23 protein-coding genes and 2 pseudogenes are annotated in these 25,604 nt (G+C 29.5%); 5 read left to right on the forward strand and 20 right to left on the reverse strand.

Translation table 11 applies throughout. From position 1 onward, the window contains the following. Positions 1 to 11 precede the first annotated feature (11 nt). From ACMFBB_RS17295 to ACMFBB_RS17365, 15 genes and pseudogenes are all read right to left on the reverse strand, one after another. Positions 12 to 925: pseudogene (locus ACMFBB_RS17295) on the reverse strand (bifunctional metallophosphatase/5'-nucleotidase). Continuing rightward, the gene (locus ACMFBB_RS17300) at positions 925 to 1,671 is read right to left on the reverse strand and encodes a 5'-nucleotidase C-terminal domain-containing protein (protein WP_435261984.1); all 747 of its coding nucleotides are present in this window, start codon (positions 1,669 to 1,671) and stop codon (positions 925 to 927) included. Before ACMFBB_RS17300 ends, ACMFBB_RS17295 begins: the two are co-directional and overlap by 1 nt. Before the next feature lie 13 nt (positions 1,672 to 1,684). Beyond that, positions 1,685 to 2,122, reverse strand: coding sequence for a hypothetical protein (locus ACMFBB_RS17305; RefSeq protein WP_435261985.1), 438 nt, complete (start codon positions 2,120 to 2,122; stop codon positions 1,685 to 1,687). Then, positions 2,112 to 3,371 (reverse strand): ABC transporter permease, encoded by a 1,260-nt coding sequence (locus ACMFBB_RS17310; protein ID WP_435261986.1) that lies wholly within the window; start codon positions 3,369 to 3,371, stop codon positions 2,112 to 2,114. The genes ACMFBB_RS17305 and ACMFBB_RS17310 overlap by 11 nt, the downstream gene beginning before the upstream one ends. After that, positions 3,368 to 3,997 carry an ABC transporter ATP-binding protein gene (locus tag ACMFBB_RS17315; protein ID WP_435261987.1) on the reverse strand — a complete coding sequence of 210 codons (630 nt, stop codon included), beginning with the start codon at positions 3,995 to 3,997 and terminating at the stop codon, positions 3,368 to 3,370. The genes ACMFBB_RS17310 and ACMFBB_RS17315 overlap by 4 nt, the downstream gene beginning before the upstream one ends. A 30-nt stretch (positions 3,998 to 4,027) precedes the next feature. Next, positions 4,028 to 5,228 (reverse strand): annotated as a pseudogene (locus tag ACMFBB_RS17320) (GTP-binding protein). Positions 5,229 to 5,460: 232 nt separating this feature from the next. Next, positions 5,461 to 7,131: a PhoX family protein gene (locus ACMFBB_RS17325; RefSeq protein ID WP_435261988.1), complete on the reverse strand. Its 1,671-nt coding sequence runs from the start codon at positions 7,129 to 7,131 to the stop codon at positions 5,461 to 5,463. Between the two features lie 5 nt (positions 7,132 to 7,136). Beyond that, on the reverse strand, positions 7,137 to 7,634 hold the full coding sequence (locus ACMFBB_RS17330) for a hypothetical protein (RefSeq protein ID WP_435261989.1): 498 nt from the start codon (positions 7,632 to 7,634) through the stop codon (positions 7,137 to 7,139). Next, complete coding sequence (locus ACMFBB_RS17335; protein WP_435261990.1) at positions 7,635 to 8,108, reverse strand: hypothetical protein; 474 nt, start codon at positions 8,106 to 8,108, stop codon at positions 7,635 to 7,637. Between the two features lie 3 nt (positions 8,109 to 8,111). Beyond that, positions 8,112 to 8,774 (reverse strand): GTP cyclohydrolase I FolE, encoded by a 663-nt coding sequence (folE, locus tag ACMFBB_RS17340; protein WP_435261991.1) that lies wholly within the window; start codon positions 8,772 to 8,774, stop codon positions 8,112 to 8,114. Beyond that, positions 8,767 to 9,171 (reverse strand): MerC domain-containing protein, encoded by a 405-nt coding sequence (locus ACMFBB_RS17345; RefSeq protein WP_435261992.1) that lies wholly within the window; start codon positions 9,169 to 9,171, stop codon positions 8,767 to 8,769. Before ACMFBB_RS17345 ends, folE begins: the two co-directional genes overlap by 8 nt. Positions 9,172 to 9,360: 189 nt before the next feature. Beyond that, positions 9,361 to 9,510 (reverse strand): hypothetical protein, encoded by a 150-nt coding sequence (locus tag ACMFBB_RS17350; protein ID WP_435261993.1) that lies wholly within the window; start codon positions 9,508 to 9,510, stop codon positions 9,361 to 9,363. A 216-nt stretch (positions 9,511 to 9,726) separates the two neighbouring features. Next, positions 9,727 to 9,963, reverse strand: a complete 237-nt coding sequence (locus ACMFBB_RS17355; protein WP_435261994.1) for a hypothetical protein — start codon at positions 9,961 to 9,963, stop codon at positions 9,727 to 9,729. Between the two features lie 190 nt (positions 9,964 to 10,153). Next, positions 10,154 to 11,932, reverse strand: a complete 1,779-nt coding sequence (locus ACMFBB_RS17360) for a hypothetical protein (RefSeq protein ID WP_435261995.1) — start codon at positions 11,930 to 11,932, stop codon at positions 10,154 to 10,156. 36 nt (positions 11,933 to 11,968) lie between these two features. Beyond that, positions 11,969 to 14,992 carry a tetratricopeptide repeat protein gene (locus ACMFBB_RS17365; protein WP_435261996.1) on the reverse strand — a complete coding sequence of 1,008 codons (3,024 nt, stop codon included), beginning with the start codon at positions 14,990 to 14,992 and terminating at the stop codon, positions 11,969 to 11,971. A gap of 126 nt (positions 14,993 to 15,118) precedes the next feature. Between ACMFBB_RS17365 and ACMFBB_RS17370 the strand changes: the two genes are divergently transcribed. Genes ACMFBB_RS17370 through ACMFBB_RS17385 form a run of 4 tightly spaced genes read left to right on the forward strand, consistent with a single transcriptional unit; the run spans position 15,119 to position 18,492 of the window. Further along, entirely contained in the window at positions 15,119 to 15,808 is a 690-nt protein-coding gene (locus ACMFBB_RS17370; RefSeq protein ID WP_435261997.1) for a cell division ATP-binding protein FtsE, read from the forward strand. Continuing rightward, positions 15,801 to 16,922, forward strand: coding sequence for a glycosyltransferase (locus ACMFBB_RS17375; protein ID WP_435261998.1), 1,122 nt, complete (start codon positions 15,801 to 15,803; stop codon positions 16,920 to 16,922). The genes ACMFBB_RS17370 and ACMFBB_RS17375 overlap by 8 nt, the downstream gene beginning before the upstream one ends. Positions 16,923 to 16,952: 30 nt before the next feature. After that, complete coding sequence (locus ACMFBB_RS17380) at positions 16,953 to 17,684, forward strand: glycosyltransferase family 2 protein (RefSeq protein ID WP_435264328.1); 732 nt, start codon at positions 16,953 to 16,955, stop codon at positions 17,682 to 17,684. Beyond that, the gene (locus ACMFBB_RS17385) at positions 17,671 to 18,492 is read left to right on the forward strand and encodes a 2OG-Fe(II) oxygenase (protein WP_435261999.1); all 822 of its coding nucleotides are present in this window, start codon (positions 17,671 to 17,673) and stop codon (positions 18,490 to 18,492) included. Before ACMFBB_RS17380 ends, ACMFBB_RS17385 begins: the two co-directional genes overlap by 14 nt. 227 nt (positions 18,493 to 18,719) lie before the next feature. Here ACMFBB_RS17385 and mdh read toward each other — a convergent pair whose 3' ends face one another. The 5 genes from mdh to gyrB all read right to left on the reverse strand — a co-directional run bounded on the left by mdh (position 18,720) and on the right by gyrB (position 23,740). Then, positions 18,720 to 19,646, reverse strand: a complete 927-nt coding sequence (mdh, locus tag ACMFBB_RS17390) for a malate dehydrogenase (RefSeq protein ID WP_435262000.1) — start codon at positions 19,644 to 19,646, stop codon at positions 18,720 to 18,722. 103 nt (positions 19,647 to 19,749) lie between these two features. Beyond that, a complete protein-coding gene (locus ACMFBB_RS17395) occupies positions 19,750 to 20,499 on the reverse strand; it encodes a hypothetical protein (RefSeq protein WP_435262001.1) in 750 nt (249 codons plus the stop codon). A gap of 114 nt (positions 20,500 to 20,613) precedes the next feature. Beyond that, entirely contained in the window at positions 20,614 to 21,360 is a 747-nt protein-coding gene (locus ACMFBB_RS17400; RefSeq protein WP_435264329.1) for a DUF6588 family protein, read from the reverse strand. Then, positions 21,279 to 21,653 carry a DUF6588 family protein gene (locus tag ACMFBB_RS17405; RefSeq protein ID WP_435262002.1) on the reverse strand — a complete coding sequence of 125 codons (375 nt, stop codon included), beginning with the start codon at positions 21,651 to 21,653 and terminating at the stop codon, positions 21,279 to 21,281. Before ACMFBB_RS17405 ends, ACMFBB_RS17400 begins: the two co-directional genes overlap by 82 nt. Positions 21,654 to 21,802: 149 nt before the next feature. Beyond that, positions 21,803 to 23,740, reverse strand: coding sequence for a DNA topoisomerase (ATP-hydrolyzing) subunit B (gyrB, locus tag ACMFBB_RS17410; RefSeq protein WP_435262003.1), 1,938 nt, complete (start codon positions 23,738 to 23,740; stop codon positions 21,803 to 21,805). Positions 23,741 to 24,234: 494 nt separating this feature from the next. Between gyrB and ACMFBB_RS17415 the strand changes: the two genes are divergently transcribed. Continuing rightward, positions 24,235 to 25,404 carry a DUF3103 family protein gene (locus tag ACMFBB_RS17415; RefSeq protein WP_435262004.1) on the forward strand — a complete coding sequence of 390 codons (1,170 nt, stop codon included), beginning with the start codon at positions 24,235 to 24,237 and terminating at the stop codon, positions 25,402 to 25,404. Positions 25,405 to 25,604: the final 200 nt, after the last annotated feature.

Raw genomic sequence — 25,604 nt, forward strand, 5'->3', positions numbered from 1 at the left:
AAGGTGAGTAATTATATTAAAATAGTTGTTCCTTCAGATGTTTTATTGTTGTTTTCATCAAAATAAAAATCAATTCTACCTAAGTTAATTCCATAGGCACCAACTTGATTAATAAGCGTATTCTTATCGTCTATATTTCTTATAATAGTTGGCTTTGGTAAAAATGTATGTGTGTGTCCACCAATGATTAAGTCAATATTTTTAGTTGCTTTCGCTAAGTTTAAGTCACATATTCTATCGGGATTTTTTTTATAATAATACCCTAAATGTGATAGACAAATAATTAAATCGCAATTTTCATCATTTTTTAAAGTATTTGTTATGTCTTGAGTTATTTCAATAGGGTTTAGATAAGCTGTTTCTTTGTACATTCTTTTATCTACCAACCCATCTAGTTCAACGCCTAAACCAAATATTCCAATTTTAATACCATCTTTAAAAATAATTTTGTAAGGTTTTATATGAGTGTCTAAAACGGTATTCGTAAAATCGTAATTAGCAGAAACAAAGTCGAATTTTGCGTTTGGGAGTTGTTTGTATAAACCGTTTATTGAGTTGTCAAAATCATGATTTCCAATAGTTGCTACATCATATTTTAGCATACTCATTAGTTTAAATTCAAGAGCTCCCTCGAAATAATTAAAATAAGGGTCCCTTGAAATATATCTCCAGCATCTAGAAGTAGGGTGTTTTTATTTTCTAATCGTATTTGCTCAATTAAAGTTGCGCGCCTTGAAATACCTCCTTTATTTGCATACCTATTATGATTTGCTTTAAAAGGCTCAATATGACTATGTGTGTCATTAGTATGTAAAATTGTAATATGTTTTTGCTTTTTTTCAGTGAAAGAAGGTAATGTTAATCCACCAATCATAGCAAATGTTGAAGCCCCTCCTAATTGTTTAATAAAATTACGTCTTTTCATTATTTAATAATTACACGGTTATCTATTGATATTTTCAGAGTGTCTACTTTTTTAAAGTAGTCGATAATTGCATCTCTAACTTTGTAGTTTATTTTTGAAAGCTTTTTTGGGCTTTTAAAAAAAATCATTTTGTCTCCACCTCCTTGTAAAAAATCAGATGTTAATACAGAGTACGTTTTACTTTTGTCGAATATTTTGCCATTAACTTTTAGTATATAGCTACTGTCTTTGATTGTTAGTTCTAAATTTTTAGATAGTGGGTTTGCTACTTTGTTTTTAATGAAATAGTTAACAAGTTCAATTACTTTATTTCCGGTGATTTCAGTAACTACAAGTTCGTTTTCAAAAGGCATTAATTTAAAGGCATGCTCTTTTGTTATTTTTCCAGCAGGAATTGTTGCACGTATTCCGCCATAATTGAACATAGAAAAATCAATAGACTTATTATACTTTTCCTTAAAAATTGGATTAGCCATTTCAAAACACAAATCAGCTAAGAGATTTCCTAAAGAACTTTGCATATTTATACTTTCTTTGGTTAGTTTTTTAGGGGTATAGCTAAGTATTTCAGACATATTATCCTTAAGCTTTTTTTTATAAGGAGCTATAATGTTTACTATTTTTTCAGAAGACTTAATTGTACTATCAATTGCTATTGTTTTAGCGGTTATTTTCCTAAGGTGAGTTTGTTCTTTTTTACAAGAAATTACTACTAGAAAAAAACAAAGAAAGTATGATAATTTCATTTAAATAAAATTTTTATTTAACTAATTTCCCTATACAATTAGTTAGTATGTAATTAAAATGTTCTACGTCCGTGTCGTTAAGTTTCAATGTCCCTGTTATTGATACTATGTTATCTGTTTTAAACTTTTGTTTAAACAGAGATTGTAGTTCTATAGTGGTTTCCGGACCACCTATACCACAAAAATAACAAGCAGACATTGGGCCTTTTGATAAAATGTAATATTTTTCACTAAGGTCTAAACTTAAAAAATAACCTGTAATAGTTATTCGCTTTCCATCTAAAGCTTTAACAGATTCTGAAAATTTTGGATGTAATAAGGTTTCATCATAATCAGGAAAATATTTCTCCGTAAATTTCACCTTTGATAAATCTTTCCAAGTTATTTTTTGTTGACCAAAGATCAAATAAAAAGACAGGAAAAAAAAGATAAAAAGGATTTTATTTCTCATTGCTTAAAATTGTTGATATGTTCATGTTTATTATTGGGTAAATAGCTAATAAAATAGATATAAATACCATCGAGAAAACAAAAGAAGCTATTTGTAATAAGTCTGTAAAAATTAGTTCTTGAAGTATAATTTGTTGGTTACTAATTTGTATTAAACTAACGATAGTTTCTAGTGTTATTTTAGTTAGTAATAAACCCAATAAAAACGCGAAAAACACTATCATTCCGCCTTCATAAAAAACCATTTTAATTAATTGAAAATTACTAGCTCCATAGGTTCGTAAAATAGCTAAATCAAAAGCTCGTTCTTTTACCATTTTATAAGTGCTTATGAAAATAGTAAGACAAGAAATTAGAAGAATAAGATAGGCTATCCAAGAAATAGTTTGAAGTCCTATGTTTGTATATTTATATAGTTTACCTAATTCATATTTAGGCAAAGCAGCTTGCATGTTCGTATACTTATTAATTTTTCTAGGAATAGTTAAAAAACCTCTTGGATTTTTAAAAGTTACTAATAAAGAGGTGATTTCTTTATCCTCATGTTCCTCATGTTCCTCATGTTCCTCATGTTCTTCGTGTTTTTCATGATGTTCATGTTTCTTGTCGTTTTCTTCTGTATTAATTTTGTTGTCATGGTCATGAGTTTCCCATATACTTTCTAGATTGGTAATTATTAGGCGGTCTATAACTTTTTGTGTTGGTTTTAAAATCCCAACTACCTTTAATTGGTCAGAATGTACCTCTATATTATTTTCAATTAGTCCATGAGAACTTAAAATAGAATCTCCTATTTTAAGATTTAGTTTTTTAGCTACAGTGTTACCTAAAATTATTTCCATTGATTTTTTAACTCTATGGCCGTTTTCTAATTCCGCGTTATATAGAGAGGTGTATTGATTTGTAGTACCTACAATTCTAAAACCTTTATAATTGTCACCATAAGAAATAGGAACTGCAAGTTTAATCATTGGATTCTTGCTTATTTTTTTTGCGTCATCATAATTAATGTTTCCTGTTGGGGTATCTATATGCAGAGCAGAAGCTAAAATTAATTGTAAAGGGCTTCCTTTGGCACCAATAACTAAATCAATTTGACCTAAGTTGTTTTCAATTTGTGTTTCAAAAGATTTCTTTAATTGATGAATCCCTAAAAGAAGGATGATACTTAGTGATAAAATAAAAATGCTTAAAAAACTATATAAAGGTTTAAATTTTATATTTCGAATACTAATTTTCCAAATGTTCATAAAGTAATAGAGTTTTGGAAGTGAGATTTTAGTCTATGATCATGAGTAATAACAATTAAATTTGCGTTGTTTAATTCTGCTTGTTTTTTTAATAATTTAATTACAGTTTTACAATTTTGATCGTCTAAACTAGAGGTAGGTTCGTCAGCTAAAATAATTTTTGGATTATGAATTACAGCTAAAGCAATTCCTAGTCGTTGTAATTGACCTTCACTTAATTTGTTTACCTTTTGTTTTTTTAATTCATAAATATCTAACTGCTTCAATAAGTCTTCAATTAGTTTGTTGTTTTTGTTGTTTTTGCTGAAAAAAAGACGTGCTTGTAAATTTTCAATTACGTTTAAAGAATGAACTAGGTGATTTTTTTGAAAAACCAATCCAATGTTTTTACCTCTAAACTTATTTAATTTGTTATTTGATAAATAGTTAATATCTGTTTTGTTAATTGTGATTTTCCCGTTAAGAGGCGTTAATAAGCCAGCACAAAGATGTAATAGTGTTGTTTTTCCAATACCAGATTTACCTAGAATGAGTAAGTTATCTCGTTTTTTTAAAGTAATATTTGGAAATTTTAATATTTCTTCTCCTTTTTTATATTGAAAAGTAAGGTTTTCTGTTTGTAACATCTTATGTTTTTATAGTCCTTAATTTGGATGTTATATAGCTATAGGCCATTGATCTTGTGTAGGAAATAACTCCTTTTTCCAAGCTTGTATTTCTAAATCTGTTAATAAGCAGCTTTCTAAATCTTTGATCATTTTTCTTTTATTTAGATGTTGTCCGATAAAGACTAATTCTATTTTTCTATCACCAAACGAAGAATCCCACTCAGATTCAATTAAATCTTTATTTTCAGTAAAAGATGCATAATTAATTCGTTCAGAAAAAGACATAGAGGCCCACCAAACACCAGCATTGTCGGCTTTACACGAGCCTCCTGCAGAGCTCCATAGTAGTGCTTGATTTGGTCTTGAAGCTAACCAAAATAACCCTTTGCTTCTGATAATGTTTTGAGGAAAGTGCTGGTTTAGATAGGTTAAAAAACGTTCTGGATGAAATGGCTTTTTGTTTCTGAAAACAAAAGAACCTATTCCGTATTCTTCGGTTTCTGGAACGTGCTCATTCTCTAATTCTTTTACCCATCCAGCTGACGCTTCTGCTTTTTCATAATCAAATAAACCAGTATTAAGAACGTTTTTTAATTCAACTTTAGATTGATTAGTCGAAAAAATGTTAGCTTCTGGATTTAACTTATGAATAATAGCATGAAGTTCTTCTAGTTGTTCTGTGGTTACAAGATCAATTTTATTGATGATGATTACGTTGGCGAATTCAATCTGATCGGTTAATAAATTAACTATTGTTCTATTGTCTCCTTCAATGTTGGTGAGTGATCTCGTTGTAAGATAATCCGAACTTGAAAAATCTTTTAAAAAATTAAAAGCGTCCACTACGGTTACCATTGTATCTATGTAGCTAAAACGACTAAGATCAATCTTTCCATCTTCACTTTCAAAACTAAATGTTTGAGCAACCGGAATTGGTTCACTGATCCCTGTACTTTCAATTAACAAATAATCAAATTTCTTTTGAGCTGCTAGCTTTTCTACTTCTACCATAAGGTCTTCACGTAGAGTACAACAAATACAACCATTAGACATTTCTACTAATTTTTCTTCGGTCCGTAGAAAGGGTGTTTTGGTTTTCTATGAATTGAGAGTCAATGTTAATTTCACTCATATCATTAACAATTACAGCTACTTTTAATCCTTTTTTGTTGTGAAGTACATGGTTTAATAATGTGGTTTTTCCAGCTCCCAGAAAACCACTTAATACAGTTACAGGTAGTTTTTTCATATTGTTTTCAGTTGGTCAAAATTTTGTGTTTCAGTTCAAGATGTAAATTTTTACTTTAAGGTATATTTATAGGGTTTTATATTTTTTACAAATTATTGCGTATATCATTCTGTATTGTTAAATAATACAGAGGTAGAGGAGAAGGCATTAGTGAATACGCTATATTTATTTTTTAGAATTTAATACAAAATAAGATTGAGTGATGTTTATCTATATTTTTCAAAAATCAAATTCATATTTTATGAAGCAGATTCATTTTTTCGATTACATCACCTGTAATTGCAACAACAGCAGGTTTAGGTATGCCGTCTTTGTCGAAAGGCCATTTACTTGTTGGTTTATTTTTATCTTTGGTTTGTTCTCCAGGATGCTGAACACTTAAAAATAATGTTTTTCCATCTGGAGAGAACCAAGGACCAGTAAGTTCAGCATCTATAGGAGCAGAAGCAATCCTTATTACTTTTCCTGCTTCTTTGCCATGTCTTGGTATTACAAATAAGCTATTGTTTTTAAAAGCAGTGTACGGCTTATTTTTTTTATTCATCGCACTTCCTGAAATGTCTGAAGTCATCCATAGGTTTCCTGATAAATCAAAAGCTAAATTATCTGGACACGAGAATCCACTTTCTTCTCCGCCAGCTTTATACAAGGATGCTTTAAAATTTAGAGCGTCAAAATCCGAGTTATTCTCTTTAATTTTTAAAATAGAACCATGAAAATCACCTTTATTTTTATTATTTGTTAATGAAACAAAAATGTTGCCTGTAATTGGATCAATTTCAATGTCTTCAGGTCTGTTTAATTCGGTAGCACCTAATAATTTTGCTGCTTCTCGAGCTCTTATCAAAACTTCTGTTTGATTTTTAAATTTATTTTGCAAAATAGGTTGACTATCCCAATCTAATGCCAGCCATTTTCCATTGATGGTATCAGCTACATAAAGTGTACCTTCCTTTAAAGATTGTGGTTTTGAAGAAATAAATTTATATAAATGTTCATTGTTTTTATCGTCTCCAGAATAAGCAACTATGCGTTTATCTTTAAGTTCATGTAAAGTACAGCATTCATGTGCAAATCTTCCTAGTGCTATATGTTTTTGAGCAGTTCCGTTATTTGGATCTACTTCAACAACCCAACCATAATGTTCTGGAGGGTAATTATAGAACTCTTCCCATCCATAACTACTTGGTTTATGAGAAGCTATATTTTTTTCATTGTATTTAGTTTCACCAAAACAGCTGTCATAGTTTTCTTCGCAAGTAATAAATGTTTTCCAAGGAGTAATTCCACCTGAACAATTACTATTTGTTCCAATCACTGTTGTTTTTCCTTTGATTGGATAATCCCAGTTTAGTTTTATTGGTGTTTTAGCGGTTATTCGCCTATTATGTGGGTCGTTTAAAACAATTTTCCATATACCATCTTTTTCTTTAATTCTTACAATGCTACCACCAACATTATACATTTCTTTATCAACTTGTTCTTTTGTTTTATGTTGTTTCAGTTTTTTAGATTCTCTAAAGTTAAAGTTTGATACAAAAAGAGGATTTACGTATTCATGGTTAACCCACAGAAGTCCATCCTTCGGATTACTATCATCTAAAGGAATAAAACAATTAAAATCATTATTAAAACCAAAAGTATCAGTATCATTAATTTTGTCTCCCCATTTTATTATGGTATGATACTCCAAGCCTTTTGTTAGTATTAAATCATCTTGGTTTGAAGGTGCTAATGGCTCTAAAACAACTTTTTTTAACTTTTCAAGATAGTTATGGTAGTTTTTGTGCTCATTTGAAGATGTTGAGTTTTTATTACAACCAATTAAAATTGGTGGAGTAATAATTGCTCCTAAACTTGCTTTGCCTAAAAAGGAAATAAACTTTCTTCTGTTGTATTCCATTGGATTTAATTTAGGTAATGTTTTTCAATACAAATCAACTCAGGATGAATGTTTTCAAAAGTATTTTCTATCTGATTGTATATTTTACCATTAATTTTTAACTTAGAATTTATAATGCTACCTAACTCAAATTGTAATTCTTTTATTTTACAATTTAAATAATAAGATAGAATTGAAAACGGATTGTTGGTATTCTTCCATAATATTTCTGTATGTTTCTTTTGTCTTATAATTTGATCATATAATGCATTAAGACCTCGTATGCTTGAAAAATCTTGAGTTCCCAATGCATCATTGATGATGTCATTGTTATTTGATAAAACAAAAGATATTTCTTTAATATTATGTTTTCTGATTGTATTCTTTAGAGATTCAATTGTTTTATTGTTTATAACAAATGAATTACCTAGCGAGGTATAAAAATAGTTTTGATACCTAAATTTGTTATTGATAGTTGTCTCCAAACAATCCGTAGGACATAAAAGAAAAAGATGGTTATGCATTTACTTATTCGCTTCAGGATTATATGGGAATGAAGAATGATGTAAATCAATTTTTAGTTTTCTATTAACTAGCTTATAGCTAAAAGTATATTCAACTTTAGCTTCGTTTCCGTTAACATCAGTAAAAAAATAATTACCCATAGCGATTGCGCGATTCTCTTCTAAAATAAGGTTAGAGTTTTCAAAACGTACTTTTGTCCATGGTTGTATAGCAAAACCAGTGTCTTCTTTACATGCACGGTCTTCTCCAGCAATAAAGTAAGATAAAGCTTCAGGTTTAGTTGGTCTAAATTGTTCAATTGAACACTTTGTTGGCTTAAATGATACTAAGCCAGATTCAAAATTATAAAGTTCATCAAGAAAATCACTTGCAAAATTTTCGCACTCAGCTCTGTTGTCTTTTAATGAGCCAATTTTCACAACACCTTCTCCCCAGTTGTTTTGAATGTTTACGATTTGTTCTTTGGTTATCATAATTTATAGTTTTTGATTATTAATTATAGTTAAAAATTCATCACGATTAATTTTGTCTTTAAAGGCCCCTTCATACTCTATAGTAGTAGTGAAGCTATCCTTATCTTTTATGCCTCTTGATGAAACACATAGGTGTTTGGCACAAACCATTACTATTACATCTTCCGTTTTTAAAACACTTTGTAAATTTTTAAGAATTTGAAGAGACAATCTTTCTTGAACTTGTGGACGATGAGCATAGTAATCGACTAATCTGTTTATTTTTGATAAACCGATTACTTTGTCTTTGGGGATATATGCAATATGAGCGTGACCAGTTATAGGTAAAAAATGATGTTCACAAGCTGAGTCAATTGTAATGTTTTGTTCAACTAACATTTTTTTGTACCCATATTTGTTTTCAAATATTGAAAGCTTTGGTTTGTTTTTTGGGTTTAAACCATAAAATAATTCTTTTACATACATTTTTGCTACTCTGTACGGAGTTCCGGACAAGCTATCATCAGTTAAATCAAGCCCAAGTTCATGCATTATCTTTCCAAAATAATATTCGATATTTTTAATTTTTTCATCATCTGATGTGTCAAAAGCATTAGGTAATAAGGGAGTTTCTATGCTAGAGGCTACGTGGTTGTCTCCAATTAATTCAATTTGTTTTTTATCCATGTTTTGTACAGCATTTATCATTTTTGCATTGACAATATTTTTGATTGTATAAATGAAGTCCCACTAGTGAAAGTGCTACTATGTATTTAATTATTTCATGAAGATTGATTACCTGTGTTTTTTCATTAAGTATTACTATAAATAGAGCTAGCCAATTTATCCATAATGCATTTTTAATTATGTTATTTGAGGTGTTTTTGGTAGAATGATAAACAGCAAAAAAAGAAATAGTTAAAAAAAAATAATCTATCCATTGCCACCAAATTGGAGTTGATGAGCAACAACTTGTTGAGCATGTTTGTACGATAAATAGAAATGGAGTAGCAATGCAATGAATCATGCATAATGTACTTGCAAGGATACCAAGATTATCTGATTTAGATAAAGTAAGTTTCATGGGTTAAATATTTAAAGCAACCTAGTTGCAAATATATAAGTTTCTTCTGAATTTGCAACTTATATGCATCTATAAAATGTTGTTAAAAAACACTTAAAATAATTTTTTAACTAAGCGTAAATATTAAAATAGTAGTAACTATTAGAAGTCTAGATTTTAAATTGAGTTTAGAATGAGGAGTAAATAGTATCAATGAATTTGAAAATGAACATGATCGTCATGTCTAACAGCTTTACAACCTTGAAATCGAATTTTATTTGATTTTAATTGTAAGCGTCTTTTTAAATGCGGTTCAATAAAAATTTTTTGAACATTTTTATCTTTTGTAATTAATTTCATTAAATAAGCATTTGCTGTATCTGAAAAAAAATAAGTCTTTGTGTGAGCCAAATGTTAAATATTTAGTGAAATCATACTGCCAATAGCCTTTGTCTTTGCAGAAATTAGTAATGTTTTTGTTGTGTTTTGTAGTTCTTTCAAAGACACCATAACCACTATTAGAAGGCTTTTGATTTGTATGTTTTCCTTTTTTATTTTTATAAATAAAGGAAAGGTCTATTTTTTTCCATCGCTATGACTTAAGTGGGGCAATAAAGGAAAACCATTAATGAAAGGAAAATTAGCATCTAGATATACAAGTTGAATATCAGGGTATTTATTATTAACTCTTTTACCTATGTCTTGTAATGATTGATTTAGCGCTGAGTTTACATAGTTTCTATTTAATATTACTGTCAAGTAAGAATGTGGAGAAACAAAGTTAGTATTCTTTATTTTTTCCCTTCCAAACATAGAGGCAATAGGAGGGATTCAAATAAATGTGTTTACTAGATATACAATAATGAAAATTGTTGTGTTTTTTATTCTTTTATATGGTGCTTTTCTAAAAAATAAAAAAGTTGACAGTATGTAAATTATACCGCCAACTTGTGTGATTACTGTTAGAAAAATGAAAATTAATAGCTGTGCTAATTTTTTCATTTTAAAACAAAGTATCAAACTTCCAAGTGATTCCTGCTAAAGCTTGAAAACCTTGTACACCATAATTTGTATACTGTTGATAGTTATTATTTAAAACATTTTTTAAATTAAGGAACACAGAAAAATCATCATGGAAATGATATCCTCCATTAAAATTAATATCTATGTAGCTTTTTAAATTTACAGTCGTAAAAGGAGATGGTGTTATACCGTCATATTGCACGCCTTTTCTTTCTCCTACAAAAAATAAATTAGCTCCAGCGTACCACTTGTCAACCTTATAAGCTCCAAATAATTCACTTTTAATTTTTGGTTCGTTCCATGGGTGTAATTGATTATCAAGAGTAAATTTATTGAATTCAAGGTTAGCACCTACAGTTAAGTTTTTTATACCTTCAAAAGCAACTTCACCAAAAACTGAAATTAGCTTAGTATCATTGTATACTACTCTAAATGAATTTCCGAATTCATAACCATTTAAGATGAAACCATTACTTCCAGTAGATTTTTTTCCGTTTGATTTTGAGTAGTTTAGTGTGTAAAAAGGTCTGTCTTCAATATCCGCATAGCTGGCCTTAAAATTGTAACTAAATTGTTGACTTATTTTTCCATTAATTCCACCAAAAGCGTTAAATTTTTCATTAGTTTGAGTTATGTCTAATGTAGGAGAAACATATGGGTTCTTGTCAGAGTAACTTTTGTAGGTGTTGTTTTTTAAACCTCCTGTAGCTCCAATAAAAATATTCGCGAAATCTTTTATAATTGGATATGATATTTCTACATCAGGATATACTAAAAGATGGTTTACAGTTTTTTGTATATCCATAGAAAAGTATCCTTTACCCCCAAGTTTTATTGAAAAATCTTTTATGTTAAACTTATAATATGGGTTAACTCCAGCCGTTAAAAAACTGTACTTAATTTCATTCTGACTTTCATATGCGTTAGCAAATTTTCCGCCTAAAAAATTGATAGAAGTTTTTAGTTTTAAGTCATTTAAATTTCTATGAATTCCATCTAGAGGAAAGTTGAAGTTAACAGCTGCATCAATGTTAAACTCACTGCTGCTAAAAGCATCTGAGAAAAATGAAACTGAACCATTAGCAGTATCTAGGTATGAATCATCAAAATTAATTTTTCCATAAAGCTTATAGTAACCATAAGTTTGATCTTCTTCAATGGCATCAATAGTTCCATCTGTAAAATCAATATTTGTAGGTAGTCCATACCAGTTATATTTATTTCGCTCTAAATTTAGTCCAGCTTCCCAAACAAAATAACGTTGAACTTGCTGGTGATATAAATCAATATCTAAATTATAGAAGGTACTACTTAGCCTTGTGTTTTCAACAGGATCTAAAGAGAGTAAAAGTTTAGCATAAGCACCTGATTCACTATCACGGTTCATACTTTTTCTTATGTAGGTTTCTATAAATGGAGAAACAATATTACCAAATCCTGCAGAAAGGTAATTTGCATACAAACGCTCACGTTTTCCTAAGCTTATTTTTTTTAAAGCACCACTCTTAGGGATAAAAGTAGAAGCAACAGGAACAGAAAATATTTGATAATCTAATTTCTTCTTTTCGGTTTCTTTAGTGTGCGTAATTACAGGTTTCTCTTTTATTTTAAAAGCGTCAGTAATTTTAGGAACATAAGAAGTAATTACTTTTACCACTTCTGTTTTTATAATTGTGTCTTTAGCTTTGTTTGTTTTTTTGTCTTGAGCATTTACAATTGATATTGTAAATAAAACAAGTAACCATACGTGCTTTTTCATTGATTTCAAGTGTTTAGCTTTAATGTGTAACAAATATTAGTTTTGTTTAGTTACTGATTCGTTGGTTTTTGCCTCTTTATTTTTAATCGTACGTAATTCGTTTTTTGCTTCTTCAATTACGTCTTTATATTGGGTGAAGTTTTTAATAATGTTCTCTAAAATATAAGTAGCTTGATAGGCATCTTTTAACGCATAATAATTTTTAGCCATGATAATATAACTTTTAACTCCCCAATATTTATAATTTGAATAGTTAGCTATTAAGTTTTGAATAGCTTTATTTGATTCAATATATTCTTTATGATCGTTTAAAAAGAAAGCATTGTAATATAAACATTCAGCTTTTAGTTTTCCTGTGGCCTTTTTATTCACCTCATTAAAAAATTCTTCGGCTGTTTGATAGTTATCTGTTTTAAGTGAAGTACGCGCTATGATAATTTTAGCATCTTCTATAACTGAGTTGTCTATTTTTCCATTGCTTAAAACTTTTTCAGCATAAGTAATAGCTTTAGAGTATTTATTATCATTGTAGTATCCTTTCATTAGGTTACTTTGAGCAAAAATGATATTTTGAGGGTAGTTAGCATCTCTTTCTAATTGATGAAGGATTCGAATTCCATTTTTCCAGTCATCATTGTCTAGATAAATTTGTCCAAGTTTAGCTAAAGATTCTTCAGTAAATTCATTTTTACTTTGTTTAGCTACATATTCGTAATGAGGTTTTGCAGCTGTAGCTTTTTTAATTTTATTTAATGATTGGGCTAAATAAAAATGAGCTTTTAAAGCATTAATTCCGTTAGGAAAGCGTTGCAGGTAATTTGTAAACCCTTCGATAGCTTTGTTAGTATTGTTTTCTAAAAATTTGTTTTCAGCTGATTGGTAAGTAGCGTTGTCTAACTCAGCATTAGAAACATTTACAAATTTAACATTTTTAACCCAAGCAGCGTATTCATCAACCTTACCTATATCAATGTAAACATTTTTAACATTGGTAACGGCTTGTTTAGCTTCATTTGAATTTGGATACTTAGCTACAATTGTTTTGTATTTTTGAAGAGCTTTATTGCTTTTGTTATTGTTGTAGTATAAAAGCCCTTGTCGAAGTAAAACACTTGGAGCGTAGCTACTTTTAGGGTATTTGGTTAATATACGATTATATGCGGCTTGAGCTTTGGAAACACTTCCCACAGTTGTATATGTGTTTCCTAGTTGAAATAGAGCATCATCTTTTAATTGAGAGTCTTCATAACTATTTGAAACTTTTCTTAAGCTTTCAATTTTATTTTCACTTTTACCTAAAAAACCATAACTCATTGCTGTTTGATATTGCGCATAATCTGCACCTGTTCCTCCTTCTTGAATAACCTTATTATAGGAAGTAATTGCTTTGTTATATTTTTTTGAAGCATAAAAAGCATCCCCTAGTCTATTTGAGGCATCGTCGTTTAAGTCGACGTTATCAATGTTTTTGTCTAAAAATTGTTGAAAATGAGTGGCAGCATCATTGTATTTTTTTAGTTTGAAAAAAGTATACCCAATATTATAGTCTAATTGATCAAAATCTTCAGAAGAGTTGTCAGTAACCAATAAAAATTGAGTTAAGGCTATATTATAATTGCCTAGTAAATATTCAGTTTCAGCTAACCAATAATTTGCTTTATTTACAGTAATAGCGTTTTCGGCTTTGGTTGCATTGAAAAAATAAGGTTTAGCTTCGTTTAGCTTTTGTTCATTAAACAATTGAATACCTCTATACAGTGAAACCTCATTTGCTAATTTTTGATTTACAGGGTTTTTCTTGTTATTATTTAGGTACTCTAAAGCTCCTATGTAATCTCTTTGGTGTAAATATGATGTTATTAAAAGTTCGCTAATTTGACTGTGTTCAGGAGAGAGAGGATATTTGGCCAAATATTCTTTTAATACATCAGGTACACTTTTATAAGGATTTCCTTGGTCATAACTGAGTTTAGCGTAATTTAACCATGAGCCTTCAGTTATTTTAGGATCGAAATCCATTTCGCTAGCATTTTTAAAAGCATTTAAAGCCTCAGCTTTTTTATCAAGTCTAAGGTAACATTCTCCTAAATGATAATAAGCATTTTGAGCTACTTTATTAGTCCCTCCAATAATTTTATTAAAATTTTTAATGGCTGTTTCATAGTCTTCTTTTTTGTAATATGCGTAGCCTAAATAATAATAATCGGTATTGGTCGATTTTCCTTTTTTACCTCTGTACTTTGTAAGAAAAGGAATAGCTTTATCATATTGTTTCAAATTAAAATAACTTTCTCCAATAATTTTAGAAATTTGAGAAATTTCTTTTTTGTCTTTTGAAGTGTTTAATAGTTTTTCTCCAATTTGAATAGATTTATCAAAACGACCAGCTTTAAAACTAATATCTAGAATATAGTAGTTGGCTTTTGCTTGATAAGTTGCATCATTAGCTAATTGACTTAAGTTATCTTCAGCTTCACCAAAGTTTTCTTGTTTATAAGCAATGTAACCATAAAAGTAACGGGCATCATTACCGTAAATTGGATTTCCTAATAACGCTTTAAAGCGTTCTTTAGCATCTTTTAGGTAATTTGAAACCAAAAGACAGTACCCTATTTTATAATTTAATTCGTCTTTTTCTTCTTGATTTAATAGTTTGTCATTTACTTTTTGGTACCATTTTAAAGCATGGGGAGCTTTACGATTAGAAAAATAGTAATTTCCTACATTTAAATATGCTTTCTCTTTTTTATTGCTGTACGGATGGTTGTTAACAAAGTTCAATACTTTGTCGTTAGCATCATCTTGAACAAGTTTAATAGCGCACATGGCGTCATAATAGTCAGCATCAGCTTTTATGTTTTTATGAGGTTCAGACGCTTTTGAAGTTTTTATAAAAAGCTTCTGAGCTGCTGCATACGCTTTATTATTATAAAGTTCAGTAGCTTTGTAAAAATCTGCATTTTCGGTTGCATTAAATATTGTTTTTTGTGCAATAATACCCGTTGTAAAAGCTAAAAAAAGTAAAAAGAAAACATTCTTTTTAAAACAATTAATTCTCATATTTATTAGTTATCTAGAAACTATAACGTTAGTTTTTTATTTTTGTTGGAGAGATAATCATCAAAAGTAATAAATGTTATAGAATTACGTAATAAAATTTTAATTTTGTAAAAAACAATTTTACTTATGGATATACCTGTTTTACATCTTAACAAAGCTGATATTTATCAAAGAGATAATTTAGTTTTATCTAAGGTTAACTTTACATTGAATAAAGGAGACTTTTATTATTTAATAGGAAAAACAGGAAGTGGTAAAAGTAGTTTATTAAAAACATTATACGGAGATTTACGTTTACAACGCGGTTTAGGAAGTATTGTTGGGTTTGATTTAAAAAAAATGAAAGAAAAAGATATTCCTTTTCTAAGAAGAAAATTAGGTATTGTTTTTCAGGATTTTAAGTTGCTGAATGATAGGAATGTATATGAGAATTTAGAGTTTGTGCTGAAAGCTACTGGTTGGAAAAATAAAGTAGACATGAAGGATAAAATTCATGAAGTACTTGATAAGGTAGGGATGAAAGAAAAGTATTACAAGAAAACTTTTGAATTATCAGGTGGAGAGCAACAACGAGTAGCGATAGCAAGAGCTTTATTAAATGATCCTGAATTAATTTTGGCTGATGAACCTACAGGTAATTTAGATCCAAAAACTTCTTTAGAGGTTATGGAGTTGTTAAATGAAATACATAAAAGTGGAAAAACAATTTTAATGGCTACCCATGATTATCAATTAATTGTTAAGTTTAAGCAAAAGACAGTTAAGTGTGAAGGGGGAGAGTTGTTTGAGGTAGTGCAACAGCAAACAAATGTTTAGAGGAAATCTTTCAAAAAAGACAAAAAAAATTTTTGTAGCAGTAACTAATGATTTTTCTACTGATTATAGAGTGCAAAAAACATGTAACTATCTTGTAAGTAAAGGGTTTGATGTTTTTGTTTACGGGAGAGTTTTGCCAGATACTTTTAAAATAAAAAAGCCTTATAAAGTGTATCTTAAAAGACATTGGTTTAACAATAATTTTTGGTTTTACGCCGAATATAACATTAGGTTGTTTTTTTACTTGTTATTTCAAAGGTATGATTTTATTTTATCGAATGATTTAGATACTTTACCAGCATGTTTTTTTGTAAGTAGGTTAAAAAAGGTTGATTTAGTATATGACAGTCATGAACTTTTTTCCGAAGGTCCCGAGTTACAGGGTAGAAAATTTGTACAAGGTTTTTGGAGAGGACTAGAGAGTTATTTTTTACCAAAGATTAAAAAATCATTTACTGTAAGTCAATCTATTATAGATTTTTACCATAAAAAATACAATAATTCAATGGTATTGGTTAGGAACTTGCCTTTAATCAAACAGGAAAAAGAAGGAAAGAATGTTAATTTTCCAACTCAAAATAAAGTTATTTTATACCAAGGAGTTTTGAATCCAGGAAGAGGAATCAAACCTATGATTGAAGCGTTATTTTTTTTAGACAATATAGATTTGGTAATCATTGGGTATGGTAAGGTAGAAAAAGAACTCAAGGAGTTTGTAGCAAGAAAGCAAATGACAGGGAGAGTTCATTTTTTAGGAAGAGTTGAAAGAGATCAATTGCCAAATTACACTAAGAAGGCTACTTTGGGTATGGTTCTGGAAGAGCCATTGGGTAAAAGTTTTGAATATTCATTACCAAATAAACTGTTTGATTATATTCATGCGGAATTACCTATAATTGCAGGGAGCTTACCTGAAATTAAAAGGGTAATATGTGGTTTTGGGGTTGGGGTTTTAGTTAAAGATTATGACCCTAAAAATATTGCATTAACTATAAAGTATTTATTAAATGATAAAGATTTAATGAATCAAATTAAAGCAAATCAAAAAAGAGCAAAGAAGGAATTGTGCTGGGAAAAAGAACAAAAGCAACTTGATAAATTTTTTATAAATTAACAAATTATTAATCCGAATATATCCATAATTATACCTTCTTTTAATAATTTAAAAGAACTTAAAGAGTGTTTGCTTAGCATAGAAAAGCAAACATATAAAAATTATGAGGTATTGATTATTGATGGTGATTCTAATGATGGAACTAAAGAATTTTTGAAAACACTTGAAGCTCCTTTTTTTTCTGTGTCAGAAAAAGATAAAGGTATTTATGATGCAATGAATAAAGGAATAAATAGGTCGAAAGGAGATTGGCTATATTTTCTTGGAACTGATGATATGTTTTATAGCAAGGAGGTTTTAAAAAAAGTTGCAGTGCATTTTGAGGAAAATGAATTAGAATTGATTTTTGGTAAAGTTCAATATACGATTAAAGATTTCTACCCTTTTATTTACAGTAAAAAGAAAACTGAAAAAAAAGCGACATGGAATTGGAAAATTTGGGTGCGAAACTCAGTACATCATCAAGCTACGTTTTATAAAAAATCAATATTTACAAACAAAAAGTATAGTTTAAATTATAAGGTTTTATCTGATTATGCTATGAATATCTTTTTGTACAAAAGAAAATTAAATTATAAAATAACAGAAATTTTAATAGCTAAATGCCTATCGTCTGGTGTTTCTAAAAAGGGAGAATGGAATATGTATAAGGAAGAAGCGGAACTAAAAATTGAAGCAAGTTCAATGGTGCTTTATCCAGTATTCTATATATTGTCTAGCTGTAAATTTTTAATTAAAAAGCTACAACATGCAGTTAGGTAGAGCAGAAATAGGGGAGTTAATTTTTAAAAAGATTTTTGAAAACAAAAGTGAGCTAAAAACTTTTTATAAAGAAAATAAATTAACAATAGGATACTTTTTTTTAGATGATTTGTTGCCAAACGAGTTGGCTACTTATATACATGATTCGTTTCCTAAAACAGAAGATGCTTTACAAAAGAAAAATATAAGAGAGTTTAAATATGTTGCCTATCAAATGAATAGGTATGAGGCAATATTAGAAGAAATTATTTATGCTTTTCAGGAAGATAAAATAGTCTCTTTAATAAGTGATATATGTGAATTAAGTGGGGTTTATTCTGATAAGTATTTGTATGCTGGAGGTTTATCATTAATGAAAAAAAATAATTATTTAAATCCTCATTTAGATAACTCACATGATAAAAATAGAGGTAAATGGCGTGTTTTGAATCTGTTATATTATGTTACACCAAATTGGAAGTTAGAAAATGGAGGTAACTTAGAACTGTGGCAAAAGGGGCTTAAAAATGAGGCTATTACTGTTGAAAGTAAGTTTAATAGGCTGGTTGTTATGGCTACGCACCAAAATTCATGGCATTCAGTTAGTAAGGTTAATATCGAATCAATAAGGTGTTGTGTTTCTAATTATTATTTTTCTGATACTCCATATTTAGCTGATGATAAGTTTCATGTTACTACTTTTAGAGGTAGGCCTGACGAGAAGTTTAAAGATATAATTTTGAATTTAGATAGCAGGTTAAGATCTTTTTTACGAAAGATATTTAAAAAAGGAATTCGAGAAAATCCTCATCAATATAAGAAAAAGTAGTATCCTTTAATTTGTGGTAAAATATAAAACCCACTCCAGGAAAGAAGTGGGAAAATTGCTATGAAAAACTATGAAAAAGAAACATAAGTTATGTTTCTCTTATTTAAAAGACGGTTTATAATCAAAAATCTTACAGATAGAAATCGATTTTAACGTTTTTTTATAAAAAAACCTGAGCTTCTAAAGCTCAGGTTTTCATTCAAATTTTATGAAGAGGCTCGCTCTAATTAGAAAGTTAAAGCTTCGTTGTTTTTCTTAACAGCTTCAGCAGATGCAGTTAAATGATTTTTTTCAGCATCGTTTAAATTGATTTTAACGATACTTTCAATTCCGTTTTTACCTAAAACTACAGGTACACCAATGCATAAATCAGATAATCCATATTCACCATCTAATAAAGCAGAACAAGGGAATATCTTTTTAGTATCACAAGCAATAGCTTGAACCATTCCAGAAACAGCTGCACCTGGAGCGTACCAAGCAGAAGTACCTAACAATCCAGTTAAAGTAGCACCTCCAACTTTAGTATCTTGCTTAACTTGTTCTAATCTTTCTTCTGTTAAGAAATCAGAAACAGGAACAGAATTTCTTGTAGCTAAACGAGTTAAAGGAACCATACCTTTATCAGAGTGTCCTCCAATAACCATTCCGTCAACATCTGATATAGGAGCTCTTAAAGCCTCAGCTAAACGGTATTTAAAACGTGCAGAGTCTAAAGCACCCCCCATTCCAATAATTCTATTTTTAGGTAAACCAGATGCTTTGTGAACTAAATAAGTCATAGTATCCATAGGATTTGATACAACTATAATGATAGTATTAGGAGACTCTTTAACCAAGCTAGCTGCAACAGTTTTTACAATACCAGCATTGATACCTAATAATTCATCACGTGACATTCCTGGCTTACGGGCAATTCCAGAAGTTATAACGCAAACATCTGAACCAGCAGTTTTGCTATAATCTCCTGTAGTTCCAACAATTTTTGTGTCAAAACCATTTAAAGAAGCAGTTTGCATTAAATCCATAGCTTTACCTTCAGCAAAACCTTCTTTAATATCTACTAGAACAACTTCTGAAGCGAAATTTTTAATAGCAATGTACTCAGCACAACTTGCACCTACAGCACCTGCTCCTACAACTGTTACTTTCATTTTATATATTTTTTATTGAAAATTATTAATAAGATGCACAAAAATAGCTATTTGTATAACCATAAAAAAGAAAAAACCATTGATATTTCAATGGTTTTTCTTTTTATTGTTTTGCTTTCATTTTAGTGTATTCAAGTACGTACTCACTAAAATAACGCCATTTAACATCTTTTAAAGGATACTTTTTCATAAATTCTTCACAGTCTCCAAACAAGCCTTCGTATCTTACTTTTAATTCTTTTTTACGAAGCCAAAATATAACTCCATCTTTTTTTATGTAGTATGATTTTGCAAGACCTCCAGCAACATTTAATCCAAACATACCTAATTTTGTAGTTTGTTTTGCTTTAGGGTCACCAAAAACTTCAATATATTTACTAAAGGTAGGATTTACTAATTGCATCATGTATTCTCTTTCCTTTTTTTTGTTTTTAAGAGATACTTTTTGATTTTTAAAATAAATATAACCTTGGTTTATAACATCATTATCCAAATCAGAACGTTCCCATTGTCTTACGTCATAAACATGTCTGAAAGATTTAGTAAGTTTTTCTAAACCTCCTGGATACAAGTACATTTCTTTAATTTTTTCTGAATAAAGTTTTAATTTCTTACGTGTTTTTTCTTCTTTAATTTTAATGTAATAGATCTGGCCTTTTTTTCTGTCTACATCTTTTTTATAACCTTCTATTTTTGTGCCATCTTTTAAGACTACTATAGATAGTTTTTTTCCAGAGTAACTATTGTAAACTTTGTCGAATAAATCTTTTCCATTTATTGTTTTTTCTTCTTTTTTTTGCCCATAACTAAAGATGCTAGTGAAAAAAAGAACTAATAAAATTTTTGTTTTCATATATAATTTAAATTTTTTGAAAAGCAAATGTAACTAATAAATTATAAATTGAATAACATAAAACCTCATTGAAATACAATGAGGTTTTATGTTACTTGTGATGTGTTTTTTTTGTTATCTAAAACTAAAGGCAATACCAGCATTAACAGTATTGTATTCTTGTAAAGAATAACTTCCGAAAATTTTAAAAAAGCCTAGACTTACTCTTGCTCCAATTGTAGTATTAAAACTGCTAGAGTTAAATTTCAAGCTAGGAGGTGTTAGGGTTACTGTTTGTGTTCCTCCTGGCGAGTTAAAATTACCTCTGAAGGTACCATTCATTGATAGATTTGCGTTTCCAGTATTATACCCTAAACCACCAAAAACATTTACAAAAGGAAAATTTAAAGAAGCGATAGCTTGAAAAGAAAAAGCAGATAATCCAAATTCTCCAATTCCATTTTGAACCTCTAATGCTCCAGAAGTTTCGTTTCCAAAACCATAGTTTACGTCTAAACTTGAATAAGCAGCTAATAAGGATACATGTAATGGTAATTTATCTAATGGTCCAAACCAACTTGTGATTTCCTTCTTTAAACCAATACCATACATACTTAATTTGGCTCCATCATCACCAAATTTTGTTTCTGGAAAGAAACGAGCCATAACTTCAAACTTATAAGGAAGCCCTAAACCTATTTGTACAGCTGGCGCCGGAATAGATTTTAAAGGGAAATCACCAATTATTCCTCCGGGTAATTCAAAGTTTGCTGTTACTTGTTGAGTGGCACCGTTAACATCTATATTTCTAGTAACTGTAAACGTAGTAGGAGTGTTGGTCGTGCAAAAGTTGATGCTGTAGTTGAAGCAGAGGTAATAGATGAAGTTGGCCCTAGAGCATCCTGAATGTTAAAAGTTTCCTTTTCGGAAGGGATAAAACTAGCATTTAGACCTATAGTAATATCAAATCCAAACTTTTTATGAACTTTAGCAGTATGATACCATCCACTATTCATGCTATTGATTAATCCTTCCATTCCAGGATTAAAGTATGCTTGAATTAGATTTCCAGCATCTTTTGTGCTACCTAAAAGAGCTTGTTCAAAACCATCTTGAGCTTTTGAGCTTTTGATCATGGTGAAAACAGCTATAAAAATTAAAATACTTTTTTTCATTATTTTACCGTTTTTGGTTAGTGTACGTGATTTTTTAAATATACCAAAAATATGTTAAATTATCTTTTACCTAATACTAGGTACTCAGTTTTAACTAAAAATAAAAAAGCTCTCATTTTTATGAGAGCTTTTTTATTTTTAGTTAAAAATTAGGCATCGATGTTTGCATATTTTGCATTCTTTTCAATAAAGTCTCTACGAGGAGGAACTTCATCTCCCATTAGCATAGAGAATACTCTGTCAGCTTCAGTTCCATTATCAATAACAACTTGACGTAAAGTTCTAAATTCTGGGTTCATGGTAGTGTCCCATAATTGTTCAGCATTCATTTCTCCAAGACCTTTATATCTTTGTATAGATGCTCCACCACCTAATTTCTGAACAATTAAATCACGTTGGTTATCGTCCCAAGCATATTCTCTTTTTTGTCCTTTTTTTACTAAGTATAAAGGAGGTGTTGCAATATAAATGTACCCTTGTTCAACCATATCTCGCATATAACGAAAGAAGAAAGTTAATATTAAAGTAGCAATATGTGAACCATCTACATCGGCATCACACATAATAACCACTTTATGATAACGTAGTTTAGATAAGTTTAAAGCACGAGGATCTTCTTCTGTTCCAATAGATATGCCTAAAGCAGTAAACATGTTTTTGATTTCCTCATTTTCAAAAACCTTATGTTGCATTGCTTTTTCAACATTTAAAATTTTTCCACGAAGAGGAAGTATTGCTTGAAAATTACGATCACGTCCTTGTTTTGCTGTACCACCTGCCGAGTCTCCCTCTACTAAGAATATTTCACAAGCAGCTGGATCAGTTTCAGAGCAATCTGATAATTTACCAGGCAAGCCACCTATACTCATAACCGTTTTACGTTGAACCATTTCACGAGCTTTTCTTGCTGCATGACGTGCTTGAGCTGCTAGAATTACTTTTTGTACAATTGTTTTAGCGTCATTCGGATTTTCTTCTAAATAATCCGTTAGCATTTCAGAAACTGCTTGTGATACGGCAGAGGTAACTTCTCTGTTTCCTAGTTTTGTTTTAGTTTGTCCTTCAAATTGAGGTTCTGCAACTTTTACAGAAACTATGGCAGTTAACCCTTCACGAAAATCATCACCAGAAATTTCAAACTTTACATTTTTAAGTAAGCCTGATTCATCAGCGTATTTTTTTAAAGTATGAGTTAATCCACGGCGAAAACCTGATAAATGAGTTCCTCCTTCATGTGTATTGATGTTGTTTACATAAGAATGCAGGTTCTCAGCGTATGAAGTGTTATAAACCATTGCAACTTCTACTGGAATACCATTTTTTTCACCTTCCATAGAAATAACATTCGCAGTTAATTGCTCACGTGTACTATCTAAATATTTAATGAATTCAGGAAGACCTTCGGTAGAATGAAATGTCTCAGAAATAAAATTACCTTCATCATCAGTATTTCGTTTATCTGTTAAGGTAATAGTAATCCCTTTGTTAAGATAGGCTAGTTCACGTAAACGAGCAGATAAAGTATCATAATTATATTCTGTAGTTTGGGCAAAGATTGATTTATCTGGTAAAAATGTAACAATGGTACCTGTAAAATCAGTTTCCCCAATTGTTTTAACTGGGTATAATGTTTTACCCTTAGCATATTCTTGTTGCCAAATTTTACCTTCTTTATGAACAGTTGCTGTCAGATGATCAGATAAAGCGTTTACACAACTTACACCAACACCATGTAAACCTCCAGAAACCTTGTAAGAATCTTTATCAAATTTCCCTCCAGCTCCAATTTTTGTCATTACAACTTGTAATGCAGAAACACCTTCTTTTTTATGGATACCAACGGGAATTCCACGACCATTATCTTTTGTTGTAATAGAGTTATCTTCATTAATAGTAACTTCAATAGAATCACAATGTCCTCCCATTGCCTCATCTATAGAATTATCTACCACTTCATATACTAAATGATGTAAACCTCTAACACCTACATCTCCAATATACATGGATGGTCGCATACGTACATGCTCCATTCCTTCAAGTGCTTGGATGCTGTCAGCAGAATAATTGTGCTTTTTTTCTTCGCTCATATTATTGAGTTAATTAATTATTATCATTTTTCAAAAAAATAATCGCTGATAGCGATTATGATTTTTACAAATTTACATTTTTTTAACTTTAAAATAAAGTTTTTAAGCTGTTTTGAGTGAAAATTATCAACAATTATAAAATGTGTAAAAATGTCTTAAAACGATTAAAAAAGGTGTTATTTTAAAGAGTAGTGAGTTTTTGATCTTTTTTTTGAGTGAAATAACTGTAAAGTCTCTTAGGAGTGATATTTTGTAGTTTTAAATTTAGTAAATAAACGTTAATTATTCATTTTATCATTAAAAAGTTGTGGCTTTTTATTCGTTATTTTTAAATTATAGAATTCTAACCTTTTTTGCGTTTATGGTGTTTTATTTATTGTGTTATTTCGTTTTTGTTAGTTTTTTTAAAAAAAATTAACGTTTTTAACATAATTTATTGGGTTTTTTGTATGTTTGTTTGAAATAATAAATATTAATTACTAAATTTAAAAAAAATGAGAATCCCTCGAATTCTATTAAAGACATTAATAGTGTCTTTGTTAATTACAAGCTGTAATTCTTCAGATGAGCTAGTTGAAAATCAAGCAGCATTATTTGATTCAAATTCAGTAAACAAAAAGGAAGTTACTTTTGAGTTTATTGATTTGATGAAAAATAAGAGTTTTAAAAGTAAAACTCTAACTATGCTGTCAAAGCAAAAACCAAGTGTTAAGATGTCTAATATTTTAGAGGAGGCCACTGGGGCGTCTTTAAAGAGAGAATCTTTTAACAAATTATCAGTTCTAACCAATGAATTAGAAAAAAAAGCTGATTCAGACAATGCCCCTGATAAAATTGAAATTCTTGAAGTATGGCTTCATAACCCTAAAAAGGAGCTGAATGTTGATGAGTTATTGTTTTCATATGCGCCTAAAGGAAATGAAAAAGATTGGAAAGTCATTGAAGCTTTTACTATAAATAAAGAGGTTGTTTATTTAGACCCAAAAGAAGCACCGAACAGGCCTGTTATAGTTATTGAAACTGATGGTTTTGAAACTTTAAAGAAAGAGGTGAAGTTCATGAATAGGCACCTTAGAGAGCAAGGTGTTCAAAATAATAGATTTGATTCTTCCAAACTAGATTTAAGTGCTACATCTCAAAGGAATGCTGGATTAGAGACTACTAAATTAGATAAAATTAGACTAAATGATGATGAGGAGCCATGGATCAGTGGAGCAGCTGAAATATACGCTATCACATCAGGGATTAAAGACGGTAATAACAAGCCAGAAATAAAAGTTATACCGATGTATTATTTAGATCATGAAGATAAAAATTATTACCCTAATCAAATATTATTATTTTGGGATGATTATAAATATCAAGCGGCTAATATTCAGTTGTTTGAAAAGGATGATAATGTGAATTATAAAAGTTTAGTATCAACTATTGTTAATGGTGTGTTTCAAATAATAGGAACAGTTTCAACTCAACCTTGGGTAAACGTCTTAGGGCAAGTAGCAGGAGCTATAATTCAAGCAATGCCAGATAGTTGGTATACGAATAGTGACGATTATGTAGATTCTTTTTATACAATTGAAAAGTATAAGAAATATACTAATTATTACGGTGCTAGAGGAAATGCAAAAGTAAATTTATCACCATTTTTTGTTTCTTCAAATTAATTGATTAGAATTAGTTGAATTTAAAACTCCCTGCTTATTAGGGAGTTTTTTATTTTATAAATGGAGTGTTATTTTTTAGTAAATAAAACCTATTTTTAATTAGAGATATGCAATAAATTAAAGTTACTATTTGATAAAATTTCAGAAAAAGTTATTTAAAAAAAGAGTAGATTTAATTTATTGTTTTAATAAAGACAACA

The organism is Tenacibaculum sp. nBUS_03 (assembly GCF_051201695.1).
In the GTDB taxonomy this organism is placed as follows: Bacteria; Bacteroidota; Bacteroidia; order Flavobacteriales; family Flavobacteriaceae; genus Polaribacter.

Coding starts and splice junctions, on each gene's coding strand:
- ACMFBB_RS17375 (WP_435261998.1), top strand. CDS start 15,801: ATGTTTAGAGGAAATCTTTCAAAAAAGACAAAAAAAATTTTTGTAGCA.
- ACMFBB_RS17330 (WP_435261989.1), bottom strand. CDS start 7,634: ATGCATAACCATCTTTTTCTTTTATGTCCTACGGATTGTTTGGAGACA.
- ACMFBB_RS17405 (WP_435262002.1), bottom strand. CDS start 21,653: ATGAAAAAAAGTATTTTAATTTTTATAGCTGTTTTCACCATGATCAAA.
- ACMFBB_RS17335 (WP_435261990.1), bottom strand. CDS start 8,108: ATGATAACCAAAGAACAAATCGTAAACATTCAAAACAACTGGGGAGAA.
- ACMFBB_RS17395 (WP_435262001.1), bottom strand. CDS start 20,499: ATGAAAACAAAAATTTTATTAGTTCTTTTTTTCACTAGCATCTTTAGT.
- ACMFBB_RS17370 (WP_435261997.1), top strand. CDS start 15,119: ATGGATATACCTGTTTTACATCTTAACAAAGCTGATATTTATCAAAGA.
- folE (WP_435261991.1), bottom strand. CDS start 8,774: ATGGATAAAAAACAAATTGAATTAATTGGAGACAACCACGTAGCCTCT.
- ACMFBB_RS17315 (WP_435261987.1), bottom strand. CDS start 3,997: ATGTTACAAACAGAAAACCTTACTTTTCAATATAAAAAAGGAGAAGAA.
- ACMFBB_RS17360 (WP_435261995.1), bottom strand. CDS start 11,932: ATGAAAAAGCACGTATGGTTACTTGTTTTATTTACAATATCAATTGTA.
- ACMFBB_RS17365 (WP_435261996.1), bottom strand. CDS start 14,992: ATGAGAATTAATTGTTTTAAAAAGAATGTTTTCTTTTTACTTTTTTTA.
- ACMFBB_RS17325 (WP_435261988.1), bottom strand. CDS start 7,131: ATGGAATACAACAGAAGAAAGTTTATTTCCTTTTTAGGCAAAGCAAGT.
- ACMFBB_RS17355 (WP_435261994.1), bottom strand. CDS start 9,963: ATGTTTGGAAGGGAAAAAATAAAGAATACTAACTTTGTTTCTCCACAT.
- mdh (WP_435262000.1), bottom strand. CDS start 19,646: ATGAAAGTAACAGTTGTAGGAGCAGGTGCTGTAGGTGCAAGTTGTGCT.
- ACMFBB_RS17305 (WP_435261985.1), bottom strand. CDS start 2,122: ATGAGAAATAAAATCCTTTTTATCTTTTTTTTCCTGTCTTTTTATTTG.
- ACMFBB_RS17345 (WP_435261992.1), bottom strand. CDS start 9,171: ATGAAACTTACTTTATCTAAATCAGATAATCTTGGTATCCTTGCAAGT.
- ACMFBB_RS17415 (WP_435262004.1), top strand. CDS start 24,235: ATGAGAATCCCTCGAATTCTATTAAAGACATTAATAGTGTCTTTGTTA.
- gyrB (WP_435262003.1), bottom strand. CDS start 23,740: ATGAGCGAAGAAAAAAAGCACAATTATTCTGCTGACAGCATCCAAGCA.
- ACMFBB_RS17350 (WP_435261993.1), bottom strand. CDS start 9,510: ATGAAATTAATTACAAAAGATAAAAATGTTCAAAAAATTTTTATTGAA.
- ACMFBB_RS17300 (WP_435261984.1), bottom strand. CDS start 1,671: ATGAAATTATCATACTTTCTTTGTTTTTTTCTAGTAGTAATTTCTTGT.
- ACMFBB_RS17385 (WP_435261999.1), top strand. CDS start 17,671: ATGCAGTTAGGTAGAGCAGAAATAGGGGAGTTAATTTTTAAAAAGATT.
- ACMFBB_RS17310 (WP_435261986.1), bottom strand. CDS start 3,371: ATGAACATTTGGAAAATTAGTATTCGAAATATAAAATTTAAACCTTTA.